A 15,981-nucleotide genomic window follows, 5' to 3' on the forward strand; every position below is an offset into this window, starting at 1 on the left:
GGGTAACGAGTCGCAAGGATCCACAGGTCAATTAAGGTGCGGCCATGAGATTCGGGGTACTCGGTCCGCTCGAAGTGATATCCGCGCAAGGAGGGTCCGCCCCCGTCCCCGAGGCGAAGGTGCGCACCCTGCTCGCCGTACTGCTCGCCCGCGCCGGGACCACCGTCGCCGCCGACGTGCTCGTCGACGCGCTCTGGGACGGCGTCCCGCTCCCCTCCGCCCCGCACCGGGCGCTCCAGGCGAAGGTGTCCCAACTGCGCGCCGCCCTGGACCGGGTGCGGCCCGGCGCCCGGTCGTGGGTCGTCGCCCAGTCGCCCGGCTACGCGCTGCGGATCCCGGACGACGGTGACGCCGCCGTGGACGCGGCCCGGTTCACCGCCCTCGCGGCCGAGGCCCGCGCCACGCCCGGCACCCGTTCCAAAGCCGCCCTGCTGACGGACGCCCTCGCCCTCTGGCGCGGCCCGGCCTTCGCGGGATTCACCGGGATACCGGTCGTGCGGGCGGCGGCGGACCGCCTGGAGGAGGAGCGGCTCACCGCCGTCGAGGACCGCGCCGAGGTCCTCCTCTCGTCCGGCGAACACCGCGCACTCCTCGGCGAGTTGGCGGACCTGACCGCCCGCCACCCCCTCCGTGAGCGGCTCCGCGCCGCGCACATCCGGGCCCTGCACGGCGCCGGCCGCCAGAGCGAGGCGCTCGCCGCGTTCGAGGAGCTGCGCACCACGCTGGCCGAGGAGTTGGGCCTGGACCCCGGCCCCGAGCTCGTCGCACTCCACCGCGCGGTCCTGCGCCAGGATCCGGGCCTCGCACCACCGGCGGCCCCGCCCACCAATCTGCCGGCCCCGCTCGACGAGGTGATCGGCCGCCGCGCCGACACCGAGGCCGTCCTGGCGCTGCTGCGCGAGCACCGCCTCGTGACGCTGACCGGCCCGGGCGGGGTGGGCAAGACGCGCCTGGCCCTGGCTGCCGCGTCCCGCCTGTCCGGTACGTATCCCGGCGGCGTCTGGCTCGTCGAACTGGCCGGGCTCCGGCCCCGGGTGGACGCCGCCGGCCTCGCCGAGGAGATCGCGTCCGTCCTGGGCGTCCGGGACGACGGCGCCTGGGGGCCGCGCGCCGCCGTCCCGGACGCGCCGGCCACACTGGCCGAGGCGCTGCGCGGCCGGGAACTCCTGCTCGTCCTGGACAACTGCGAACATCTCGTGGACCCCGCGGCCGAGACCGCAGGACGGCTGCTGCGCGCGGTACCGGGGCTGCGCGTCCTGGCGACCAGCCAGGAGCCGCTGGCCCTGCCCGGTGAACGGCTCCGGGAGGTACGGCCGTTGGACGGCGAGGCCGCCGTCCGGCTGTTCGCCGCGCGGGCGGCCGCCGCCACCCCGGGTTTCGCCGTAGGGCCCGGCAACGCGCCGGCCGTCGCCGAGCTCGTCCGCCGCCTGGACGGCATTCCGCTCGCGCTCGAGCTGGCCGCCGGGCGGGTCCGGGCACTGGGCCTGCCGGGGCTGCTCGCCCGGCTCGACGACCGGCTCCGGCTGCTGGCGGGGGTGCGGCGGGGCATGCCGGAGCGGCAGCGGACGCTCAGGGCGACGATCGACTGGAGCTGGGACCTGCTGACGGCGGACCAGCGCACGGTGCTGCGCCGCCTGTCGGTGCACGCGGACGGGTGGGACCTGGCGTCGGCCGAGGCCGTGGCGGGCTGGGGCGCCGTCGTGCGGGACGACGTCCTGGACGTGCTGGCCCGCCTGGTGGAGCGCTCGCTGGTGTCGGCCGGCGAGGCCCACGGCGAGCCGCGCTACCGGATGCTGGAGTCGGTCGCGGCGTACGGCGCGGTCCGGCTGGCCGAGGCGGGCGAGACGGACGCCGCCCGGGCCCGGCACGCGGCGCACGCCGTCGACTTCGCGGTCCGCGCCGCCGAAGGGCTGCGCGGACCGGAGCAGGGAGCGCTGCTGGCCCGGCTGGACACGGAGTCCGCGAATCTGCGGGCGGCTCTCGACGGGCTGGTGGACGCCCGCCGGGGCGCCGAGGCGCTCCATCTGGCGGGCGCGCTCGCCCGGTACTGGGTGCTGCGCGGCCGTCTGGGCCACGCGCGCCGGTCCCTGGCCTCGGCCCTGGCCGTCGCCGACGGCACCCCGGCCGCGCCGCGCGCCCGCGCCGGGGCCTGGCACACGGCCGTGACCGTGCTGGAGGGGGACGGCACCGACCGGGCGGAACGGATCGCCCTGGCGCTGCGGCACTTCGACGCGCGGGACTCCGCCGGCCGGGCCGAGGCCCGGTACGTCCTGGGCCATGCCCTGTGCCGGATCGGCGACATGGCGGGGGCCCGGGAGCTGACGGATGCGGCGCTGGCCGATTTCCGTGCTCTCGGGGACCGTTGGGGCGAGGCGGCGGCCCTGGCCGACCGGGCGGTCCAGGCCCTGTCCTTCGGCGAACTGGACCGGGTGGCGCGCGAAGGGGAGCTCAGCGCGGCGATGTTCGCGGAGCTGGGCGACCGGTGGGGGCAGGCGCAGACCGCGGCCGTGCGCGCGGCCCACGCCGAGATCCTCGGCGACTACGCCGCGGCCGGCCGGATCCTGCGCGAAGGGCTGTGCACGGCCGAGGAGTTGGGCCTGTCCAGCATGGCGGCCGACCTGACGGCGGGCCTGGGCCGGGTCGCCCTCCTGGAGGGCGACCCGGCCGCCTCGCGCGGCCTGCACCTGCGCGCCCGCGATCTCGCCGGCGCCCAGGGGTTCCGCGCCGGCCAGGTCAACGCGGACCTCGGCCTGGCCCTGACCGCCCGCCGCGCCGGCGACCTCGGCACGGCCGAGGCCGGCCTCCTGGAGGTCCTGGCCTGGCACCGCCACGTCGGCCTGGACGGCGCCAACGCGCTGGTCCTGGCCGAACTCGGCTTCGTCGCCGAACTCCGCGGCGACGCGGCAGCCGCCCTCGCCCGCCAGGAGGAGGGCCTCGCCGTCGCCCGCACGACCGGCGACCCGCGCGCCGTGGCCCTGGCCCTGGAGGGCCTCGCGGGCGCCCTGGCCCTGGCCGGCGAGGCGCGCCGGGCGGCGCCCCTGCTGGGCGCGGCGGACGCGGCCCGGCGGGAGGCGGGGGCGCCGTTGCCGGTCGCGGAGCGGGGCGATGTCGAACGGATCGCGGGAGTGCTGCGCGAGTCCCTCGGGGACGGCCTGTTCGAGGAACTCGTCGCCGCGGGGGCGGTGTCGGGGCCGCAGGACGCGTACGCGGCGACGCAGGCCGTCGGCGCGGATGCGGCACGTCCGTGACCGCTCGCCGGTTCTCCGTACTCTCGCGGTCGGTGACGATGACGTCTTGGCGTTGATCCTGCCGTCGGGCCGACGACGGCATGTGCCCGCCGTTTCCTGGCGTCGGCGAGTCGGCGGTCTTCGGCTCGCGTCGGCCGGCCTCTCAAAAGACCGCCACGGGACCTGCTCCCCGGGGAGGAGGTCCCGCGGCCGTTCCGCCCACCGCTGCTGCCTCCAGGTCAGCCGGCCTGCGCCCCGGTCCGGGCGAGGGCGCCGCAGTTCGTCTTGTAGCGGGCCACGACATAGCCGTCGATCTCGCCGCCCCAGTCGACGCACTTGCCCTTGGCGTCCAGGTGGACCGGCCCCGCGTACGAGGTGAAGAAGCCGTACTGCTCCTGCTTCGACTTCAGTTCCTTGTTGCGCTGAAGCCAGGAGCCCACCCACAGCGGCGCGCCGGCCGAGCTGTTCCGCTTGGTGACCACGCAGTTCTTGCCGGTGGCCGCGTTGTAGGCCAGGAAGACCGTCCCGCGGCCCGGGATCGGGATCTCGTTGACCTTCGCGTATCCGGTGCCGCACTCCTTGCCGTACGTGGCGGCGGCGCGGGCCGGAGCGGCGACGGCCGTCCCGGTGCCCGCCACCAGCCCGGTGACGGTGGTGGCGGCGAGCAGCGCGGCTCCCGCGGCACGGGTACCTACAGCACGCTTCACATTCTCCTCCGTGGACGAGTCGCATGGTGCCGGTTGATGGACGCACACGGGACGGCCGTCTCCGTGCCCCCACAGACACTCCACACCCGGAAGGGGTTGTACGCATCCTCACCCGCGCCGTTCAGAACCGGTCACCACATCGCACGGCGGCGCGTACCCGATCCCGCACAACACCCTTCACATCAAGCCGAGAGGTCACACCGGCCTCGGACGGTTCTTCGGCCCCGGCCCCGGACGGATCAGGGAACTGTGCCGCGCTCGCCGAAAATCGGCTGCGACGCGATCGTGTCCGCGGGAGGCCTCGCGCAGGACCTGCGCAGCACGGACCCCCGCGTCAAGGTCGTCGAGCACGTACCGCAGCCCGCGCTCCTGCGTCATGCCGACCTGTTCGTGACACACGGGGGCCGGGCGTCCCTGCTCGACGCGGTGCAGGGCGCAACGCGCCCGTCCTGGGCATGGGCGTTCTCGCCGACCAGCCCGACAATGTCGCCGCGTTCGCCCGGCGCGGCCTCGGCCGGCCGCTGGAACTCACCGCGAAGCGCGGCGAGATCGCCGACGCCATGACGTCCCTCCTCGGCAACTCCTGCTACGCCGCCGCCATGACCGCCGTCGGCACCGAGCTGTCACAGCTGCTACCGCTCGACATCACGCAACTGCTGGACAGCGCGTGAGGCGCTCGGCCGTCACTGATACGGGACGTCGATGCCGGCCGCGCGCAGGTTCGCCTCGACCAGCGCGTTCAACCGGGCGATGGACGGCTCCTGGTCTTCCCGGTGGTGGTTGACCAGTCCGTACCGGGAGGCGGCGTCGGACCGGTTCTCGAACCCGGTCGGCATCGCCAGCAGCGCGCGGTCGGCCAGCAGCTTGTCGGCCAGCGCGGACGCCAGCTCCTCGATCCGCGGGTCGTCCGGATCCCAAGTCCTCGCGTCCCAACCGCGCTTGGTCAGCTCGACGTGCCCGGGATCGTCGAGGAGATGTTCGAGCCGGGTCAGGAAGCTGTCGAAGATCTCCGGAACCAGCGCCCGGGCCAGCACCAGGGCCTCCCGTTGAGTGGCCAGGTAGCCGGGACCGAAGCCGAGACCGGCGATTCGGTCCAGGACCGCGCAGGCCCGGTCGGGCAGCAGGACCCGGTCGCCGTGGGCGAGTCGGTGCAGCGTGTCGCGGCGCGCGGTCAGGTCCTCGATCCGTTCGGTGAGCCGACGACGGACGTCGTCCAGGGCGGCGGCGAACCGCTGGGGATCGGCGTCGAGCAGGTCACCGATCTCGGCCAGCGGCACGCCGGCCCCGGCCAGGGTCCGGACCTGGATCAGCCGGAGCAGGTCGGCCGAGCCGTAGCGCCGGTAGCCGGAACCGTCACGTTCCGGCTCGGCGACCAGGCCGAGCCGGTGATAGTGCCGCACCGTCTTGATCGTGACGCCGACGAACGCCGCCGCCTGACCGATCGTGAGCCCGTCTGCCATCGGCTCAGCACACCTCCGGATCGTGGACGGCCGGTGCGGCTGCGTTCTCGCGAACCGCGCCGGTGACAGCACGGAAGTCCTTGCACAGGATCGAGCCGTGGTAGCCGGCGACCTTCGCGCTCACCTTGAGGTACGGGTTGCGGGCGATCACAGGGGCGAGGGTAGCGCGCGTCTGTTCCACCTCGTCACCCGGCCGCCGAGGGCGACGCGGACCGCGTGGTACTCGATGGCGATCTCGGCGTACCGGCCGACGCGGACCTCGGCCGACGCCCGGCCCAGGCCGGGGCAATCGCTGCCGGTCAGCCCATGGTCGCGACAGAGGTTGACCTTGACCTTGGGTCAAGGTGCACGCTCGTCGCATTGCCGCCTCGAAGGGGCCGGTGGCCACCAGGGCCACGTGGTGCTTTCGAGCTGTGCCGACACCTGCTGCCGCGAGATGGGGAATGACCATGGGCGAGTCCCTCCACACCACGAAGAACTCCGCTGCCGGGCCCGATCGCCCGGAGCTGCAGAAGGCCATCCAGGAGATCGTCGATTCCGGTTTCGCCGGAGTGCAGCTGCGCGTGCACGACGAGCGGGGCCAGTGGGTCGGCAGCGCGGGGGTGGCCGAGCTGGGCAAGGCCGCCGAGCCGCCGGTCAACGGGCACTTCCGGATCGGCAGCAACACCAAGACCTTCACCGCGGCCCTGGTGCTGCGACTGGTGGCCGAAGGAAAGATCGGACTGGACAGCCCGGCGGACGACTACCTGCCCGAGTTCGGCCTCGACCGACAGATCACGGTGCGGATGCTGCTGCAGCACACCAGCGGGGTGTTCAACTTCACCGGCGAGTTCTTCGAGGACGGGACGGTCGTGCCGGGCATTCCCTGGCAGGGCCAGGAGTACGTGGACAACTTGTTCCGCACCTACCGGCCCGATGAGCTGGTCCGGCTGGCGTTGTCCAAGCCGGCGCGGTTCGCGCCGGGCACGGACTGGAGCTACTCCAACACCAACTACGTGCTGGCCAAGCTGCTGATCGAGGAGGTCGCCGGCTGCTCGCTCGCAGAGGAGATGCAGCGGCGGATCCTGGGGCCGCTCGGGTTGTCGGGCACCATGGTGCCGGGCACCTCGCCGGAGATCCCCGAGCCGCACGCCCACGGCTACTACCGGTACGAGGACGCCGGCCAGTGGAAGGTGGTCGACGTCACCCGCATGAATCCCTCCTGGGTCTCCGCCGCCGGTGACATGATCTCGACCACCGAGGATCTCCACACGTTCTTCTCCGCGCTGAATGCCGGCAAGCTCCTGCCGGCCCCGCTGCTGGCCGAGATGCGCAGGCCGTACCCGAAGTCCGGCTACGGCCTGGGGCTGTTCGTGCAGGACACGGAGTGCGGCGGCACCGTCCTCACCCACAACGGCGGCTTCTTCGGCTGGGGGGCGCTGATGTTCAGCTCGCCCGACGGCAGCACGACCCTGACCGCCTCGCTGACCACCGGGGACGCCGAGCTCGACTTCGCCGCCACGGCCGAGGCGTTCCAGAAGGCGCAAAAGAGGCTCGTCAAGGAGGTGTTCTGCGGCCGGGCAGGCCGGATCGGCTGACGAGCCGGCCGATCCGACTCGGCATACGGGCCGATCACCTCGGGCCCGTATGCCTCGCGCAGCGGCTCCTGCCACTTCCCGTCCAGGGCCCGCTGCGCCGCCCGCCACATCACGTCATGGACCCACTGCGGCGATACCGGAATGCCCCGGTACCGCAGAAGCACTGGCCGACCCCGGCCCTGCGCGTCTGGATCACGTGCAGCGCCGGAAGGACAGGACCGCGTTGTGTCCACCGAAGCCGAACGAGGTGCTCACGGCGAGGTCGACCCGTTGCTCCCGGGCGGTTTTGGTCACCAGGTCCAGCTGGACGTCCGGGTCGACGGTGTCGAGGTTGGCCGTCGGCGGGACAAGTTGCCGTTGAAGCGTCAGCACGGTGAGCCCCGCCTCCACCGCTCCGCTCGCGCCCATGCAGTGCCCCAACGCTCCCTTGGCCGAGGTCACGCTGGGCGCGTGAGGGAGGACGCGGGCGAGCATCAGGGCCTCGGTGGCGTCGTTGACCAGGGTCGCGGTGCCGTGCGCGTTGACGTGGTCGACCTCTGCGGGTGTCGCGTCGGCGTCGGCCAGCGCCGCGCGCAATGCCGCCTCACCGCCGAGGTGTTCGGGGTGCGGGGCCGTCGCCCGGTACGCGTCGCTGGTGGACCCGCAGCCGGCCAGGACCGCGCGTGGTGCCGCACCGCGCCGCCGGGCGTCCTCGGCCCGCTCCAGGACCAGTACGGCGGCGGCCTCGCCCAGCACGAAGCCGTCGCGGCCGGCGTCGAACGGGCGGGAGGCCGCTGCCGGTTCGGTGCGCCGGACCGAGAGCGTGCCCAGCCGGTGGAAGCCCGCGGCCAGCAGGGGGGTGACGGCCGCGTCCGTACCGCCGGCGATGGCCACGTCGCAGGAGCCGGATGCCAGCAGGTCCCGGCCCAGTGCGATGGCGTTGGCCCCCGAGGCGCAGGCCGCCGACAGGCCCAGGCTCATCCCGTGCGCCCGCAGGGCCATGGACACCTCGCCCGCGGGCATGTTGGGGAGCAGCTTCGGCACCAGCGTCGGAGCCACCGCCTCGTGGCCCTCCTGGAGCAGACGGCGGTGCTCGTCCTCGCCCGCCCGCTGTCCGCCGAAGGCCGTGCCGATGATCACGGCCACCCGGGCGCCGTCCCAGGACCCGGGGTCGAGCCCCGCGTCGCGGACTCCTTCCCACGCCGCCGCCACGGCGAGCTGGGCGCAACGGTCGGTGCGCCACAGGGCACGGCTGTCGAGATGCGCTCCGGGGTCGAAGTCCGGTACGCGGCAGGAGAAGTCGACCGGCAGACCCGCGAGGTCCGGGTCGGGTGCGGCGGTCGTCACCCCCTCGGAAACGCCCTGCCAGGTCGCTTTGGTGCCGACGCCGGCCGGTGTCACCATGCCGAGTCCGGTCACCACGACCTCGGGGCGGCTCACGGCCGGGGTCCCGTGGCCCGCCGCGCCAGCTTCTGCTCCGCCACGGCCACCAGCTGCCCGACCGTGTGCCGCGGCGTCACCTCGTCCTCGCCGATCCTGATATCCAGTTCACGGCCCAGGACGTGGAGCAACTCGATCACGGCCAGTGAGTCCAGGTCCAGGGAAGCCAGGACCGCTTTGGTGTCCATCCTCTCCGGAGGCACGCCGAACTTGGCCGTCAGGATCGCTTCCGCCGTCTCACACGCAAAGGTCATTCGGTCTCCCCGTTCGTCCCCGGACAGCCGGTGGCACGGTAGTCACCGGTCTTCGCCACACTGTGGAGCACGCCTCGCACCCGCTCGACGAAGCGGGCGACAGCGTCACCGGCCGTCTCCGTTCCGGGATGACGCGCGGTCAGCCACACTCCCTCGTCGGTACGGTTGACCCAGAAGTTCACCTTGCTGCCACGGGACTTCATCCGGACCAGGGGCCGGGCGTTCCATTCGTCCCATCGCCGGGCCCCGGGGATGACCCGTAGGTCGATGAACGACACGAAAGGGAACACCTCCGGCATCCGGCGCTCCAGCTCCTCGGTGATCCCCAGGACTTCCGCGATCCGTGCGATCGGCTCGCGCCCGACGCTCAGCGCCACCCGGGCCGCCCCGTGCGCGGCCGGCACCGCTTCCCGGAACGTCGCCCCGGTACCGAGGTCGATCTCGACCGGTCCCACTCCGACGTACCACCCCATCGAGTGCAGCCACTCCGGCCTCGACCGGGTGTGCACGGGCATCACGGTCCGGTAGACCGGATCGCCCGTGATCTCCTGGGTTGCCATCGCGAAGGCCGCGAGCAACCCGGCGAGGAACCCGCCGCCCGCGTCGTGGCACACCTCCTCGACCGCCGCGGCCGCAGGCGCGTCCAGCAGCAGGACGTCCAGCTTGACATGCGGCAACAGCTCGCCCTTGGCGACGCCGAGGGCGAGCGGGAACTCCAGCAGTCGCTCACCCCCGGCCACGATGAACCGCTCCCAGTGCGCCACGGCCGGGTGGTCACGTCCGATCCGCTCGGCGGCGGCTCGCTCCCGCGCCCCGAAGTCCACATAACTGCCGATGCCCCGGTGCGTGACCTCCCGCCCCGCGGTAACGGCCGCGTACAGCTCCTGCCACTCCCCGATCGCCGTCATGGCCGACAAACCATCGGTATACGCGTGATCCAACGCGACGATCACGCTGGTGGAGTCCGTGCGGTCCACGGTCTCCATCACGTGACCGGGCCAGCGGTTCAGGCCCGTCCCCTCGTCGAGGCGCTGCTCCAGACACCCGCGGAGGTCCTCGTCGTCCGCGAAGTCCCCCAGCACCACGTCCGACACGCGGACGGCTTCGGAGGCGATGGAGATGTGCTCCAGCCCCGCATCCGTCACCCGGAAGCCGCTGCGCAGCGTCTCGTGCCGTACGACCCACAAGCGCAGCGTCTCGCGCAACGCCTCGGCGTCCAACGGGCCGGGCAGCTCGAACCCGAACCCCATCCACATCGGGGTCCGGACGCCCCGCGCGGCGAGCCGCGCGGAGAACCTCAGATGCCATTCCTGGTTGTACGACACCGGCCGGCCGGCCGCGTCCGGCCATGCGGCTTCCCGGAACGGCTCGGCGTCCAGCGTCCACTCCCTGAGCCTGCCGGGGCGCACACGGTACTCGGACAGCGTCGTCATCAACATCGCTGCTCTCATTGCCCAGGTGTGGCCCGCCCCATGAGGCGGTGTCCGGTCTTCCACCCGGACAGGTGAGCTCGGCGGGTACCGCCGACAGCGGCCCCGCCTTCATCCCGGCAGGGAAACGAAGGCCGCTGATACAGGGGCCGGCCGGGATGACGGCGGGCGGCATCACGGCCCGCCCGGTCGAAGGCGCGTGGGCCCTTGGCCCCGTCACCGCAGGAAGAGGCCGAACGGAGTACACCGGAAACGTGCCATGGACCGTGCGGAAGAGAGCAGCTCGAGCACCGGGATTCCCCCGGTCGTCCGGCCGGGGCGAGAACGCCCGCCGACCTCGACTGCCGCTGTGACACCGGGGGCTCCGGTCCACTTCTGGTGGATGCCGAAGGCGAAGCGGCCGACGGCGCCGGCCCCTTTGCCGCCGTCGACGGCTACGTCGACAACACGGTGTCGCCAGGGGACGGGAGGCCAGGCAGCAGGAAGGAGCAACCGGTGGCGAGCCCTCGCGAGGCCGGCTGGACCGGCGCACCCCGAGGGCCGCGCCCACGGCACCGATCGGTGACCCTTTTCCGGTCAACCTACGCCCCGTTTCGAGCACGGTTCAGTTGCCCCTCTATCGCGGATCTGCCGTGATTTGACTGCCCGTCACGACCGTGGACATCCGCAGTGCGTACGCCGACGGACGCACCTCTCGCCGGCTTCCCGGAAGAGTTCCACAAGCGAAGACCCGCCACGTCTCCACACCTGCGGTCTATACCAATGCCATCGCCCAGGCCGGAGTGCGGCCGGCCGAACCCTCCCCGCGGGAGTGCCCGTTCGCGAATCTCCGGAACAACTCCCGTGCCATCGACGCCGCCCGCACCGCACGCGCCGCATTCAGGCCACCGGATGCCATGTTCATGGCGGGAATCGGCTCCCCCAAGGGTGATCAGCATGTTGAAGGGGGAACCGAATTCGCGGCCGGCGCGATGACGCCGTGCCCTGTTGACCCCCCACCGAGGAGGAACCATGCGATTGCGCCCGGTTCTGGCCGTTGCGGCCGCCGCCCCCGTCTTGTTGGCCACCATCACCGGGGCGGCGGGCGCGTCCCCGGCCTCCCTCAGGGCGACGGCGGCCGGGCACGCCGTCCGGGCGGGGATCGCCGACCCCGACCCGTTGCGCGGCGTACTGCTGGAAGGGACGGACAAGGCGGTCGTGAAGTGGGTGGGCGACCAGGCCGGCTCCCCGGACCGGGACTGGTCGACCGGTGGCAACTACCACTACAGAATCCTTCCTTCGTCCGGGAAGGACACCCCCGACGTCGGCTGGAAGCTCCGCTTCACCCTGCCCGAGGGGCAGATCCTCGCCCAGGAGTACGAGCAGGACAACGTGGTGCAGGACGGCAGCACCGTGACCATCACGCCCAGGGACGGCCACCGCAGGAACCTCCCGGCGGCCGGGATCGGCGTCGTCCTGGAGTGGAAGGCCGACGACAAGTACATCGAGGCGGTTCCCGGCGATCCCGAGGAGGCCGCTCCGTTCGCCCCCTACGCGGACGTCGGCCTGTATCCGACGCCGGATCTGGAGGCGCTCCACCGGGCCTCCGGCGCCCGGCAGTTCAGCACGGCGTTCATCGTGGCCGATCCCCAGGACGGTTCGGTACCGGTGTGGTCCGGACAGCACTCGCAGCCCGTCTCCGGCAACTTCCTGGTGCCGCAGATCAACAAGCTGCGCAAGGCCGGCGGCGACGTGGTGGTGTCCTTCGGCGGCGCGAGCAACCAGGAACTCGCGCTGACCATCGGCAGCGCCGCCGGGCTCACCGACGCCTACCGCGGCGTGGCGCAGCGGCTGAAGGCCACCAAGCTGGACTTCGACGTCGAGGGCACCGCCATCCTCGACGCCAAGGCCAACACCCGCCGGTCCCAGGCCCTCGCCGCGCTCCAGCGGGAGTACGAGGCGAAGGGGCAGCCCCTCCACATCTCCTACACCCTCCCCGTCATGGAGGACGGCCTGACCGCGGACGGCATGGCCGTCGTCCGGGACGCCGTGGCCCAGGGCCTCAAGGTCGACACCTGGAACGTCATGACGATGGACTACGGGCACCCCGTACCGGACATGGGCGGCGCGGCGATCTCGGCGGGCACCGCGCTGCACGAGCAGCTGAAGCAGGTCTATCCGGGGGCCTCCGACGCCGAGTTGTGGAAGAAGGTCGGCATCACGCCGATGCTCGGGAAGAACGACCAGCCCGAGGAGACCTTCACCGTCGACGACGCCACCCGGGTGACCCAGTGGGCGAACCAGAAGCACATCGGCCGTCTGGCCATGTGGCAGATCCAGCGCGACCACCCGTGCGCCAGCGGCAAGGTCGAACTGAACTGTTCCAGCATCCCGGACCAGAAGGACTACGAGTTCAGCACCGTGTTCAGTGGGTTCAAGGGCTGAGGACGAGACCGCGGAAGGACGGATTCCGGCCGTAAGTGGCCGTATACGGCCGGAAGTTGTCCGGTCCTGGCGCTGCACCTACTGTCTCCGGCTTCACAGAGGAATGACGCTGTCCCGGTATCGATGGATCGGCACATGAGCCGGAGGGGGACGCGATGCGTCGCAGGAGTGTCTTGAAGTCGGCGGCGGCGCCGGCCGTGGCGGGGGTCCTGGGGGCCGGCGGGATCGCCGCCGCGGACGAGCGGCCGGAGCGCGAAAAGGCGGCAGCCCATGGCCGTTCAACGCCGCTGCGGGTGCAGATCGTGATGTTCGACGGGGCCGAGGAGCAGGACTACATCGCGCCCTACGAGGTCTTCTCGGCGGCGCGGAAGATCGGCGGGGCCGTCGAGACGGCGTACGTCTCGCTCGACGGTCCCCGGACCGTCGAGTCCGCCTACGGAACGAAGATCGTGGTCGGCCGGGGCTGGTCACCGCAGTCGGCCGACCTGCTGGTGGTGCCCGGCGGCGGCTGGGGAACCGCCGGGCCGGGCGTCCCCGAGGAGATACGCCGCGGCGCCCTGCCGCGGGCGCTGGCCGCCGCCCGGCGCCCGGGGCTGGTCATGGCGTCCATCTGCACGGGAGCGATGCTGCTGTCCGCCGCCGGGCTGACCAAGGGCCGCAACTGCACCACCCATCACAAGGTCAAGGACGAACTGCGCGACCGGGGCGGGATCGTCCGCGACGCCCGCGTCGTGGACGACGGCGACCTGGTGACGTCCGGCGGGATCACCTCGGGGCTCGACCTCGCCCTGTGGCTGGTCCAGCGGGAACTGGGCGAATCCGACCGGCCCGTCTCGCTGGAGCTGATGCTGGAGTACGAGCGGCGCGGCACGGTCTGGCGCGCCCCGGGGGCACCCGTGTAGTCCGCTCAGCCCTCGCCCATCAGCTTGCGGATCTCGGTGATGAGCACGACGAGGGCCTGGCGCTCGGGGACCGTGGTCTCCGGGTGCCAGAGGTCGATCAGCAGGCAGGTGCGCGGGCGGGTGCCGCGGTTCCACGCCTCGTGCTCGAAGGAGTAGTCGAAGAGCAGTGTCCTCCCCTCCTCCCAGGCCCGGGTCTCCCCCGCGACCGTGATGCCGCAGCCTTCGGGGATGTCGACGGCCAGGTGCAGGTTGATGCTGAAGTTCCACAGGTCGCAGTGCGGGGCGATGGACGCGCCGGGCAGCAGGGTGGAGAAGTGGCACTCCAGGAGCGGGCAGATCAGCTCCGTGTCGACGGCCGACTCCTTGAGCACCTTGTACGCGGTCGGCACGGTGGCGGCCGATTCCTCGACGAGTCCGCCCTTGCGGTACAGGTACAGGGCCTGCCAGTCCTCCTGGCGGCGCAGGTAGTGCTCGTAGTCCGAGAAGGCGCTGCGGCGCGCCGCCCAGGCGGTCTCCAGTTCGTCCTTGATCGCGGCGTGTGCCGTCTCGAACGCGTCGACCACGGGGGTGAGTTCCGGGTGCCCGTGGGGGTCGTGCCAGGGCTGCCGGGAGATCCCGGGCAGGACCCACTTGGCGCCCTTCTGGAGGGGGTGCCGCTCGTGTCGCTGCTGCTTGCGCGGTTCCAGCATCTCCTCGACGCGTACGAGCGAGTCGGGGCCGTGCTCGTCCCGGACGGCGGCGAAGGCGAGTTCTATCTCCGGTGTCATGGGGATCTCCAGGGTGAGGAGCGGATGGGGCGGGTGTCAGCCGGCCGCGCTCTCGGGAACCACGTCCAGGCCGAGCGGGTTGGCGCCGTAGGTGATGCGGACGACGCCGTCGGCGTGGCGGTCCGCGGTCGCCGCCACGCCGAAGACCTCCCGCAGGAGGCCGGGGGTCAGGACGTCGAGGACGGGCCCGGCGGCGACGACCGCGCCTTCGTGGAGGACGACGAGGTGGTCGCAGAGCCGGGCGGCCAGGTCCAGGTCGTGCAGGACGGCCAGGGTCGTGATGCCGGTGGAGCGGATGAGGGCGAGGAGTTCGAAGCGGGCGCGGATGTCGAGGTGATTGGTGATCTCGTCGAGGACGAGGAGTTCCGGGCGCTGGGCGAGCGCCCGGGCGAGCAGGACGCGCTGGCGCTCGCCGCCGGAGAGCGAGGTGAAGTCCCGCTCGGCCAGCGGGCGGGCGCCGCACGCGTCGAGCGCCTCCTCGACCGCCGCCCGGTCGTCGGCCCCGTCGCGGTCGAACAGCCCGTGGTGCGGGGTGCGGCCCAGAGCGACGATCTCGGTGACGGACAGCCCGGCCGGGCTCCCCGCGTCCTGGAGGACGGCGGCGGTGCGGCGCGCGGCGGCGCGGGGCGACAGGGCCCACACGTCGTCCCCGCCGGCCCGGACCACGCCGTGCAGCGGTCGCAGGGACCGGTAGACGGCCCGCAACAGGGTGGATTTTCCGCTGCCGTTGGGGCCGACGAGGCCGACGATGTCCCCGGGCCGCACCTCCAGGGACACGTCGCGCAGGATCGGCCGGTGGTCGAGGACGATGTCGAGCTGCTCCACGGTGAGTTTCATGAGGCGTCCAGGCTTTTGTTGCGACGGAGCAGCCAGAGGAAGAAGGGCGCGCCGAACAGGGCGGTGAGGATGCCGATGGGGAGTTCGTTGGGGCTGTTGAGGGTGCGGGAGAGCAGGTCGACGACCACGAGGTAGATCGCGCCGACCAGGGCGGCCCTGGGGAGCAGGCGCCGGTGGTCGGCGCCGGTGGCGAGGCGTACGAGGTGCGGGATCATCAGTCCGACGAAGCCGATGCCCCCGGCGACGGCGATGACGGTGCCGGTCAGCAGCGCGGCGAGCAGCAGCAGCACCGCGCGCAGCCGGTTGACGTCGACGCCGAGGGCGGTGGCGGATTCGTCCCCGGCCAGCAGGGCGTTGAGCCGTCGCCCGAAGAGCGACAGGAGCACGGTGACGGTGACGACGGCCGCGGTGACGACGGGGAGCTGGTCCCACTGGGCGCCGGAGACGCTGCCCAGCAGCCAGAACACCACCTGCCGCAACTCGGTGGGGGTGGCGCGCAGTTGGAGGTAGCTGGTGGCGGCGAGGAAGACGTAGCCGACGGCCACGCCGGAGAGCACCAGCCGGGTGGGGGCCAGCCGTCCGCGGCGCTGTCCGAGGAGGAAGACGAGGATCACCGCGACGACGGCGCCCAGGAACGCGGCGGAGGACACGCCGAGTCCGCCGAGGGCGCCGCCGGCGAGGGTGATGACCAGCACGGCACCGAGCGAGGCGCCGGAGGAGACCCCGATGACGTAGGGGTCGGCCAGCGGATTGGCGACGACCGCCTGCAGCACGACCCCGGAGACCGCGAGTCCGGCGCCGACCAGGGCGGCCAGCACGACGCGGGGGACCCGGAAGGTCCAGACGATCTGGTCCAGGGCCGGGTCGCCGAAGGCGCCGTCGCCGGAGACGTGGTGCCAGACGATCCGCCAGACGTCGGCGAGCGGCACGTCGACGGCCCCGATGCTGACCGCCACCATCATGACGGCCGGCAGCAG

Annotated in this window: 14 protein-coding genes; 5 read left to right on the forward strand and 9 right to left on the reverse strand. The window is 72.7% G+C overall.

The genetic code is table 11. From position 1 onward, the window contains the following. Nucleotides 1-44 precede the first annotated feature (44 nt). Nucleotides 45-3,248, forward strand: coding sequence for a BTAD domain-containing putative transcriptional regulator (locus I5Q34_RS24985; RefSeq protein WP_199894657.1), 3,204 nt, complete (start codon nt 45-47; stop codon nt 3,246-3,248). A gap of 218 nt (nt 3,249-3,466) precedes the next feature. On the opposite strand, the gene I5Q34_RS24990 is transcribed toward I5Q34_RS24985, so the two are convergent. Continuing rightward, complete coding sequence (locus I5Q34_RS24990) at nt 3,467-3,934, reverse strand: spore-associated protein A (protein WP_199894658.1); 468 nt, start codon at nt 3,932-3,934, stop codon at nt 3,467-3,469. Between the two features lie 455 nt (nt 3,935-4,389). Between I5Q34_RS24990 and I5Q34_RS35005 the strand changes: the two genes are divergently transcribed. Beyond that, entirely contained in the window at nt 4,390-4,605 is a 216-nt protein-coding gene (locus tag I5Q34_RS35005; RefSeq protein WP_234429507.1) for a hypothetical protein, read from the forward strand. A 12-nt stretch (nt 4,606-4,617) separates the two neighbouring features. On the opposite strand, the gene I5Q34_RS25000 is transcribed toward I5Q34_RS35005, so the two are convergent. Both I5Q34_RS25000 and I5Q34_RS25005 read right to left on the reverse strand, forming a co-directional pair. Then, a complete protein-coding gene (locus tag I5Q34_RS25000; protein WP_199894659.1) occupies nt 4,618-5,394 on the reverse strand; it encodes a MerR family transcriptional regulator in 777 nt (258 codons plus the stop codon). Between the two features lie 4 nt (nt 5,395-5,398). Then, nucleotides 5,399-5,545 carry a hypothetical protein gene (locus tag I5Q34_RS25005; RefSeq protein WP_199894660.1) on the reverse strand — a complete coding sequence of 49 codons (147 nt, stop codon included), beginning with the start codon at nt 5,543-5,545 and terminating at the stop codon, nt 5,399-5,401. Between the two features lie 298 nt (nt 5,546-5,843). Here I5Q34_RS25005 and I5Q34_RS25010 point away from each other — a divergent pair, with 298 nt between their 5' ends. Further along, nucleotides 5,844-6,971 carry a serine hydrolase gene (locus I5Q34_RS25010; protein ID WP_199894661.1) on the forward strand — a complete coding sequence of 376 codons (1,128 nt, stop codon included), beginning with the start codon at nt 5,844-5,846 and terminating at the stop codon, nt 6,969-6,971. 192 nt (nt 6,972-7,163) lie between these two features. Here I5Q34_RS25010 and I5Q34_RS25015 read toward each other — a convergent pair whose 3' ends face one another. From I5Q34_RS25015 to I5Q34_RS25025, 3 genes are read right to left on the reverse strand one after another with little or no spacing between them, the layout of a single operon-like run. After that, on the reverse strand, nt 7,164-8,390 hold the full coding sequence (locus I5Q34_RS25015) for a beta-ketoacyl synthase (protein WP_199894662.1): 1,227 nt from the start codon (nt 8,388-8,390) through the stop codon (nt 7,164-7,166). After that, entirely contained in the window at nt 8,387-8,644 is a 258-nt protein-coding gene (locus I5Q34_RS25020) for an acyl carrier protein (RefSeq protein WP_199894663.1), read from the reverse strand. The genes I5Q34_RS25015 and I5Q34_RS25020 overlap by 4 nt, the downstream gene beginning before the upstream one ends. Further along, nucleotides 8,641-10,077, reverse strand: a complete 1,437-nt coding sequence (locus I5Q34_RS25025) for a condensation domain-containing protein (RefSeq protein WP_199894664.1) — start codon at nt 10,075-10,077, stop codon at nt 8,641-8,643. Before I5Q34_RS25025 ends, I5Q34_RS25020 begins: the two co-directional genes overlap by 4 nt. Nucleotides 10,078-11,085: 1,008 nt before the next feature. Here I5Q34_RS25025 and I5Q34_RS25030 point away from each other — a divergent pair. Both I5Q34_RS25030 and I5Q34_RS25035 read left to right on the forward strand, forming a co-directional pair. Further along, the gene (locus tag I5Q34_RS25030; RefSeq protein WP_199894665.1) at nt 11,086-12,498 is read left to right on the forward strand and encodes a hypothetical protein; all 1,413 of its coding nucleotides are present in this window, start codon (nt 11,086-11,088) and stop codon (nt 12,496-12,498) included. 155 nt (nt 12,499-12,653) lie between these two features. Then, complete coding sequence (locus I5Q34_RS25035; protein ID WP_199894666.1) at nt 12,654-13,400, forward strand: DJ-1/PfpI family protein; 747 nt, start codon at nt 12,654-12,656, stop codon at nt 13,398-13,400. Nucleotides 13,401-13,405: 5 nt separating this feature from the next. Here I5Q34_RS25035 and I5Q34_RS25040 read toward each other — a convergent pair whose 3' ends face one another. From I5Q34_RS25040 to I5Q34_RS25050, 3 genes are read right to left on the reverse strand one after another with little or no spacing between them, the layout of a single operon-like run. Beyond that, nucleotides 13,406-14,167 (reverse strand): aspartyl/asparaginyl beta-hydroxylase domain-containing protein, encoded by a 762-nt coding sequence (locus tag I5Q34_RS25040; protein ID WP_199894667.1) that lies wholly within the window; start codon nt 14,165-14,167, stop codon nt 13,406-13,408. A gap of 36 nt (nt 14,168-14,203) precedes the next feature. Continuing rightward, nucleotides 14,204-15,004 carry an ABC transporter ATP-binding protein gene (locus I5Q34_RS25045; RefSeq protein ID WP_199894668.1) on the reverse strand — a complete coding sequence of 267 codons (801 nt, stop codon included), beginning with the start codon at nt 15,002-15,004 and terminating at the stop codon, nt 14,204-14,206. Next, entirely contained in the window at nt 15,001-15,966 is a 966-nt protein-coding gene (locus I5Q34_RS25050) for an iron ABC transporter permease (protein ID WP_199894669.1), read from the reverse strand. Before I5Q34_RS25050 ends, I5Q34_RS25045 begins: the two co-directional genes overlap by 4 nt. Between the last annotated feature and the right edge of the window lie 15 nt (nt 15,967-15,981).

The sequence above is a fragment of the Streptomyces sp. AV19 genome, assembly GCF_015999245.1.
Taxonomy (GTDB): Bacteria; Actinomycetota; Actinomycetes; order Streptomycetales; family Streptomycetaceae; genus Streptomyces.